Source organism: Mesorhizobium sp. M7A.F.Ca.AU.002.02.1.1 (assembly GCF_003998535.1).
GTDB lineage: Bacteria > Pseudomonadota > Alphaproteobacteria > Rhizobiales > Rhizobiaceae > Mesorhizobium > Mesorhizobium ciceri.
Window position 1 is genome coordinate 1 of record NZ_RZPB01000557.1, and the last position, 4,080, is coordinate 4,080.

The following is a 4,080-nucleotide window of genomic DNA, read 5'->3' on the forward strand; positions in this document are numbered from 1 at the left end:
GTCAGGTTGAGGACTCCAGCCTGTACGGCTTCGCCTGGCGCTACGCTTCGGGGCGTGCTCTCGCCCGAGACAAGCGAACAGTCCAGGTCCGACGTCCCTCGAGAGACCTTGCCGTCAACGGGTATCCTTTCACCGGCTGCGATCAACAGCAGCATGCCGGGTTCGATCTCGCCAACCGGCAGATAGTCGCGTGCGCCGTCGCCGCGCAGCACCATGGCGCCACGTACGGCCAACTGGGACAGGCCTTTCACGGCGGTCCGGGCACGTTCGCGCATCACGTGATCCAACGTGCGGCCGATCAACAGGAAGAACAGCAGCGACACCGACGCATCGAAATAGGCGTGGTCGCCATGGTTGATCGTCTCGTAGAGGCTCATGGCGTAGGCGAGGGACACCCCGACCGCGATCGGCACGTCCATGTTCATGCGGCCGTGACGCAGCGCGTTCCAGGCCGAGCGGAAGAAGATGCCGCCCGCGAAGGCAAGTGCCGGGATCGCGATCAGCGCCGAGAGCCAATGAAACAGGTCCCGCGTTGCGCCTTCGGCGCCAGACCAGACCGACACTGAAAGCAGCATGATGTTGCCCGCCGCAAAGCCGGCGACAGCAACGGCGCGGATCAGCTCCGAAAGCGTTTTGTCCTTGTTGTCGACCTCGGGGTCGAACAGATGCGCCTCGTAGCCTAGCCGTCCCAGCGCGGCGACGAACGGTGGCACCTGGTTTCCACGCCAGCGGACCGCGACCCGCTTCGTCGACAGGTTGACCCGAGTGCTCTCCACTTGATCGAGCATTCCCAATGCCGTCTCGATCGCCTCGATGCAGGCCGCGCAATGAACCGTGGGGACTGAAAGATCGGTCTGGCGGAGATCATCGCCGAGCGATCGGCTCGCCAGCCTTATCTCCTGGCTGGACGGCAGGACCGATCCGGTGTTGACCAGATCAAGCGCCATTTCGGCGCCCGGTGCACAACAACTCATTGCAGCGCTCCATTGGAAATCATGATCCTGCGGACGTCGCGATACGGCTTTTCCAGACCGGCGTCGGCGTCGACTTCCACAATCCAGACGCCGTCCTTCGGCATGTGCTGGGCTGCGAATTCCTGGTCCGAGGCGGGCGCGAGGATGACCGACTTGTCCTCTTTCTCGTAGGCGGGATGGCGAAACAGCACCTTGACGCCATGCAAGGGAACCGGCTTGCCGGCGGCGTCGGTGAGGCCATAGCGAACTTCGCCCCATGCGATGGTCAGCCTGCCGGTCCAGCCAAGGGCTGCTTGCGCGCGACCCTCCTCGGCCTTCTTGTTGAATTGCTGGCTCGCCACATAGGTGTTCTCGACGACAAGGCCGGTCCAACTGGTGTTGGCGAGCGTGGCCATCGTCAGATTGACCGCGATGACCACGCCGAAGAAGGCAAGGATGGTGAACAGCATGTGCCTGCCGGTGAATTCGCGGGTTTTTTCAGCGTTAGCGGTCATCTGGCGATCTCCGGCGCGTTGAAGGTGGCGGTGTATTCGTCCGCCTCGAAGCTCGACTTGTCCTCGACACGGAACGTGAAGGTTTGCGCTGCGCCACGGATTTGGTCGGCCGGCTGGCGCACGAAGACCTTCAGCATTTTCAGGCGATCGGGCTCGACCGGGATGGCAAAGGAGCGACCCGCCTTGATGTCGTCCCCGACCACGCTCATTTCGCCTCCTTGCAAGCCCTGCATGGTGACAACAATGATCCGCGGCTCGGGGATCATGTTGAGCAGTTTGACGGTGTAGCCGTTGCGGATCGAGCCGTCGGACAACGGTACGAATTGCGGATTGCGGTCGTGCAGCACATTGACTTCGAGCCTGTCGCGCGTCAGCAGCGAATAGAGCAGACCCAGGCCGATCAGCGACCACAGACCCATGTAGACGTAGGTGCGTGGCCGGAAGATCTTGCTGACATGGAAATGCGCCACCTTGTCGGAGAACAGGCCATCAGCGGTCCTGACCAGCGACGGGTTGACTGAACTGGAGCCGCCCGCGGTCGCCAGCATCATGTTGGCGTTGTAATCGGAGAGCGTTGCGTAGGAAATCAGTCCGCGTTCCCTGCCGAGCTTGCCCATGACGCCGTCGCAGGCGTCGATGCAAAGCGCGCAGGTGATGCATTCGAGCTGCTGGCCGTCGCGAATGTCGATCCCCATCGGGCAGACCGCGACACAGGCATTGCAGTCGACGCAGTCGCCGACCGACTGTCCCGCGGCTTGCACCGACTTGGCATGACGCGAACGCGGTTCGCCGCGCCAGTCATTGTAGGTGACGGTGAGCGAACTTTCGTCGAGCATGGCCGCCTGGATGCGTGGCCATGGGCACATGTAGGTGCAGACCTGTTCGCGCATCAGCCCGCCGAACGTATAGGTCGTGGCCGTCAGCACGGCGACGGTGATGTAGGCAACGGGTGCCGCGGTGCCGGTAAAGAGTTCGCCAACCAGCGTCGGCGCATCGGCAAAATAGAAGATCCAGGCGCCGCCCGTCGCCGCCCCTATGCCCAGCCAGATGGCGTGTTTCGATGCCCGCAGCGCAAGCTTGCGGGCGGTCCATGGGCCGGCATCGAGTTTCATGCGTGCGTTGCGATCACCCTCGATGGCGCGCTCGACGACCAGAAACAGATCGACCCATACAGTCTGCGGACATGTATAGCCGCACCAGGCGCGACCGATAGTCGACGTGATCAGGAAAAGACCGACGCCGGCCATGATCAGAAGGCCGGCCACATAGTAGAATTCCTGCGGCCAGATCTCGATGAAGAAGAAGTAGAAGCGCCGGTTGGCGAGATCGAGCAGCACGGCCTGGTCCGGGGCGAACGGGCCACGGTCCCATCGCAACCACTGTGTCAGGTAGTAGATACCGAGTGTGATCGCCATCACCAGCCACTTGAACCGACGAAAGTTCCCTGTTGCCCGTTTCGGGAATATCTTCTTGCGCGCGGCATACATCGGCTGGCGCACCTTGGCGGAATTGGCCGCTTCGGCTTCGAGCCGCTCTACCTGCGTATTGTCCAGCACATGCATCTCCACTCGCGCAGGCGACAATCTGCCCATGCCCAGGCTGCCAGCGTAGGCAAGTCTTGGCGCGGGGCGGGGGCAGGCGCGTTGATGCAAGTCAATTACCGGTGCCGAATATAGGTCGAGGCCCGGCATGGCCGGGCCTCGTCGCTTGGCTGGCGAAGGGTGGGAACAGGTCCCCGCTTCCTATTCCCCACCACCAAGCGAATGGATATAGACGGCGAGTTCCTTGACCTTGGTCTCGCCCAGGCGTGCGCCCCAGGCCGGCATGACGCCCTGTTTTGGCGCACGGACCTGTGCGGCGATGGCTGTCTCACCGGATCCATAGAGCCAGATCGCATCGGTCAGGTCGGGCGCCCCGAGCTCCTTGTTGCCTTTTGCATTGTCGCCATGACAGGCCACGCAATTTTCGGCAAAGACCTTGGCGCCGGGCTCGACGAGGCTGGCATCCTGGACCTTTCCCGACAGGCTGGCGACATAGGTGCTAACCTGAGCGATCTGGTCAGTGGTTATGATGTCGCCAAAGGCAGGCATTTCCGACAGGCGCGTCTCCGCATCGGACGCAAAGCGGATGCCGTGCATAATCGTCTGCTGGATCTGCTCGGCCTTGCCGCCCCACAGCCAGTCGTCGTCGTTGAGATTGGGAAAGCCCTTGGAACCTTGGGCGCCGGAGCCATGACATTGTACGCAATTGACCTTGAAAGCGGCGCCACCGGCGGCGATTGCGAATTCGCGCAGGCCATCGTCCGCGGCGATCTCCGAGACGCTCTTGGACGCCACCGCCGAGATGTATTTGCCCTTGGCGGCTTCAGCCGCAGTCAGCTCGTTCCTGACTTCGTTGCGGCTGGAATAGCCGAGCAAACCCTTCGTCGCCGAGTGCAGCAGGGGCCATGCCGGATAGGCGATGGTGTAGCCGATGGCCCAGACAATGGTGATGTAAAACGTGATGACCCACCATCTGGGAAGCGGGTTGTTCAGTTCCCGGATGCCATCCCATTCGTGGCCGGTGGTCGAGACGCCGGAGATTTCATCGATATGCTCGTCGCTCATGATCAC

General features: G+C 62.3%; 4 protein-coding genes. All 4 read right to left on the reverse strand.

The window, feature by feature from the left end; all coding sequences use genetic code 11:
* A partial coding sequence (locus EN879_RS26605) for a heavy metal translocating P-type ATPase (protein WP_164774590.1) occupies window positions 1-974 on the reverse strand: 974 nt, incomplete at its 3' end.
* Window positions 971-1,468, reverse strand: coding sequence for a FixH family protein (locus EN879_RS26610; protein ID WP_013524997.1), 498 nt, complete (start codon window positions 1,466-1,468; stop codon window positions 971-973). The genes EN879_RS26610 and EN879_RS26605, both read right to left, overlap by 4 nt.
* Window positions 1,465-3,024: a cytochrome c oxidase accessory protein CcoG gene (ccoG, locus tag EN879_RS26615; protein ID WP_063170860.1), complete on the reverse strand. Its 1,560-nt coding sequence runs from the start codon at window positions 3,022-3,024 to the stop codon at window positions 1,465-1,467. The genes EN879_RS26610 and ccoG overlap by 4 nt, the downstream gene beginning before the upstream one ends.
* A 186-nt stretch (window positions 3,025-3,210) precedes the next feature.
* A complete protein-coding gene (gene ccoP / locus EN879_RS26620; RefSeq protein WP_063170485.1) occupies window positions 3,211-4,074 on the reverse strand; it encodes a cytochrome-c oxidase, cbb3-type subunit III in 864 nt (287 codons plus the stop codon).
* Window positions 4,075-4,080: the final 6 nt, after the last annotated feature.

Bases quoted from the DNA above. Each gene is read 5' to 3' on its own strand.
- EN879_RS26610 (WP_013524997.1), bottom strand. From the start codon at position 1,468: ATGACCGCTAACGCTGAAAAAACCCGCGAATTCACCGGCAGGCACATG.
- ccoP (WP_063170485.1), bottom strand. From the start codon at position 4,074: ATGAGCGACGAGCATATCGATGAAATCTCCGGCGTCTCGACCACCGGC.